Raw genomic sequence first — 4,159 nt, 5'->3', positions numbered from 1 at the left:
CATCTGTTCGGTTTCAGTGAGACCCTGCCGACAGAGTTCGGGGTGATGCTTGTCAAAGATGTCATCGTCAAAGACGAATCGCTTGCAATGCACAGCGCGTTTGATGCATGGCTGGCGAAGTATGGCGACTACATTATCTAAATTTGTCAACTACCAAGAGCTAAATATGAAAACCTGTTAAAATAGCAACAAATCTTATATAGGATTGATATGCTTGAAATAACAGGTAATGATATTGCCGATCTCAACGACACTGATTTAAGAACACTTATAGGGCTATTGTGTGAAGCGGAACTAAACAGTCTTGGACTACCAATTGCTGGCGTTACTTGGGGTGGTCATCAAAACGCTTCAGATGGTGGCGTAGATGTTCGCGTAGACGTTGATACATTACCTCAAATAGATGGCTATATTCCAAGGGCCAACACCGCTTTTCAAGTTAAAAAACCGGACATGCCGCGAGCTGCAATTAAAAAAGAGATGCGACCTAAAGGTGTGTTGCAAAAATTCTTCTCTGAACTTGCTGAGTCTAATGGCGCTTATATCATAGTAAGTAGTCAAGGCTCTACCGCTGATTCTGCACTTAGAGATAGAAAAAAAGCAATGCAAGATGCATTGCATGGATTGACAGGTGCATCAAATATCAAAGTTGATTTTTATGATCGAGAAAGAGTTGCAGGTTGGGTACGTTCACATCCGGCAATGATCCTTTGGGTGAGGAGTAAACTGGGTCGGTCAATTCAGGGATGGAAGCCGTATGGAAATTGGGCGAATTGTCCGAACGGCATCGACGAAGAATATTTATGTGATGATCAAGTACGTTTATTTGATCATTCTAGTGTACAAGAAGGAATGTCCGGAGTTCAAGGCTTAAATGCATTACGTAATTCATTAAGTGTTGCAGCTTCTTCTGTACGTCTAACCGGTTTATCCGGTGTCGGAAAAACACGACTGCTTCAAGCTATGTTCGATGAACGTATAGGGGATAACCCACTTAACCAATCACAAGTATTTTATACGGACATAAGTGATAGCCCAAACCCATCTCCAACTACTTTTTTAGAACAACTCATATCATTAAAAAAACCTGCTGTTATTGTAATCGACAATTGTCCTCCGGAATTACATAGACGTCTGACTTCCTTGAATAGTGGCGTGCAGAGCTTAGTGAGTCTAATAACTGTTGAATATGATGTACGTGAAGACCAGCCCGAAGAAACTGAGGTATTTCATTTGGAACCTTCATCTGATGAGTTAATTGAAAAAGTAATTAGAGCAAGATTTCCTTATGTGAATCAGGTGGATGCTGGAACAATTGCTAAATTCTCAGGCGGGAATGCGCGAGTGGCAATTGCATTGGCAAGCACAGTTGAAAAAGGTGAAAGCTTATCAAACTTACAAGATAATGATCTATTTGAGCGTCTATTTCATCAAAGGAATAGACAAGATAATGAGTTATTGAATGCGGCAGAAGTTTGTTCGTTAGTTTATTCATTTGAATGTGATACAGACGACGGAAGTGATTTGGAACTTCAACGTTTAAGTCGAGTAGGAGAGATGACAGTAAGGCAGCTATATGGGCATATAAGTGAACTAAAACGCCGCGATCTTATTCAGCAGCGTAGTGTATGGAGAGCTGTCTTGCCACAAGCCCTTGCGAATAGGCTTGCAAAGAGAGCATTGGAAAATATTCCATACGCGGATATAAGTTTAGCTTTCGAACGTGGTGACTCAGAAAGGCTATTAAAATCATTTTCTAGAAGATTGGGTTATTTACATGATAGTCAAGAAGCAAAAAAGATTGCTAGCAAGTGGCTCTCCGATGGCGGTCTTCTAGGCAATGTCAGCAATTTAAATAGTTTAGAAATTGAATTGTTTAAAAATATTGCGCCTATTGAACCGGAAATGACTTTATATGCGATTGAAAAGGCTGCAAAATCAGATACAGCAACGAAATTTCTTTCCACTGAGAACCCGATATACTATGAGTTCACGCACTTATTACGTTTGTTGGCATACGATAAAGAGCTATTTGAACGGTCTGTAAATTTGCTTATTCCTTTTGTCCTTTCAGAACAATCTGACGAGAATACAAATTCGACACAGGAAATGTTTGAAACCCTTTTTTATATCTTTTTATCTGGTACTCACGCATCTCCGGAACAAAGGTTAGAAGTTATTTCAAAATTAATACAATCGGAAGATGAACAAAATGTTTCATTAGCATTTAGATGTCTTGAGGCAGCGTTAGAATCTTTTTATTTTAATTCGCATTATGCATTTGATTTTGGTGCAAGACATCGTGATCATGGGTTTGATCCAACTACGTTGGATGAACAGTATCAGTGGTACAAATTATTTATTGAGTTCACAGTTGAGTGTGCATCTACAGTAGAAAAGTATGCAAGCAACGCTAAAAATATTATTAGTGAACAGTTTAGAGGATTATGGATAAATACAGGCATGTACGATGAACTTGAAAATGCAGTTATCAAGCTTAGCCATAAAAATTTTTGGGGCGAAGGATGGGTAGCTGTTAAATCTACAATAAAGTATGATGGTGAAAGAATGTCTGATACATTGGTGTCGCGTTTAAATAATCTTGCTGGGATGATTGGTCCAAAGTCATTAGAGGATCGTATTCGTTTATATGCGCTTTCATATTCTAATACTTACTTTAGTTTGGAAGATACAGAGGAAGAAAATAGTGATCAAGACGTGGTGGCAGTTGCCAAGCTATTAGGTCAAGAAGTTACAAATGACATAAGTGTACTTCACGAGCTTTTAGAAGATCTTCTGACCAGTGATTGTGTTAGAACATATAATTTTGGAGAGGGAATAGCTGATAGTTGTCAAGACCCGTTGACTATGTGGGATACGTTCAAACAAAAACTAGCGTATATTGGACGTGAACGAGTTGTATATGGATTGTTACAAGGATTTTTAAATGCACTTGAAGTTAAAAATCCGACGCTACTGAACAAGTTGTTAGATGACGCGCTGGACGATGATATATTAGCTTCAACTTTTCCTAGATTACAAATGAGTGTTAGACTCGATAAAAGAGCTGTTGATCGACTGATTGCATCTTTAAAACATGGTAAAGCTTCCGTAAAACAGTATGCTAATTTAGCTTATGGGCAATTACATAAAACGATCTCAGATGATGACTTATGCATGATTCTAGGTCTTGTTTTAAATTATGATGATGGGATGTTGATCAGTCTTGAAATATTGAATATGAGGTTCCATCGTACAAGGGAACGAGAAGCAATACCCAATGAACAACTTATTACATTTTGTCAAGAACTATTGGTGAATATTGAATTTCCAGATCAACGTTTTAAAGATGGTAGAGCTGATAGGTATTTTGCTAGAATTTTTGAAGTGTGTTTTTATAATGAAGAAGCTTCTCTTTTAGCAAAAATATTTTGTAGAAAAATATTACAAGCAATAGCAAAAATCCATCCGATTGTATTTTTAGATTGTTTGTTGGAAGAGAGTTATCACTCCAAATATATGGGATTTGGGGAAAGAGGAAGAGGCTCAAGAGGAATAGACATGATTGATAATGAAGTAATCATTAAATGGTGCAACGTCAATCCTGATATAAGAAACATATATATTGCTACTGTTATAAAGCCTTATGAGCAGATAGAAAAAGAGTTGATGTGGACTCCTCTTGCCAAATATATGATATTAAGTAGTTTAGAGCCAAGTAAGATACTTGATGAATTTAAAAAGATTTTTAAACTAGGAATTTTGAGAGGATCACTCACGGACACTATTCAAAAGTATTTACCTCTAATTGCGAATTTGAAAGTACATGAGCTGAAAGAAGTTTCTGATTGGGCGAAAGAAACAGAAAGCGAATTGCAAAAGCAAATTATGGAAACGCGGATAAGAGAGCGCAATGAAGAGATAGAAGAGAACGAACGATTCGAATAAATTGTAAGTGTAGAATGCCAAATGCATATTTACTGTAAAAAGCGAAGTGAATGTCTTTTCCCTGCACGAAATTATCTAACGCACTCGAAAAGGTACGGGTCCAGTTCCTCTTCGATCACCCCTTTTTGAGCGTTCTGGCACTCTCCTTGCCGATGCGTTTTCAGACCAATCCCCACGAAGCGTTCGAGACGGACGGCATGGCGATCTATGT

General features: G+C 37.9%; 1 protein-coding gene. It reads left to right on the top strand.

What is annotated here, in order from left to right; translation table 11 throughout:
* The first annotated feature begins 210 nt into the window (after window positions 1-210).
* The gene (locus tag ABYK33_RS14275; protein WP_373033964.1) at window positions 211-3,948 is read left to right on the top strand and encodes a hypothetical protein; all 3,738 of its coding nucleotides are present in this window, start codon (window positions 211-213) and stop codon (window positions 3,946-3,948) included.
* The last annotated feature ends 211 nt before the right edge of the window (window positions 3,949-4,159 follow it).

This window comes from Sulfurovum sp., from assembly GCF_041562805.1.
Classification (GTDB): Bacteria; Campylobacterota; Campylobacteria; order Campylobacterales; family Sulfurovaceae; genus Sulfurovum.
The sequence above is the reverse complement of the archived record's forward strand: the minus strand, read 5'-3'. Positions and strand labels throughout refer to the sequence as shown.

What these genes read in the sequence shown, in the direction of transcription:
- ABYK33_RS14275 (WP_373033964.1), top strand. Translation starts at nt 211, where the DNA reads ATGCTTGAAATAACAGGTAATGATATTGCCGATCTCAACGACACTGAT.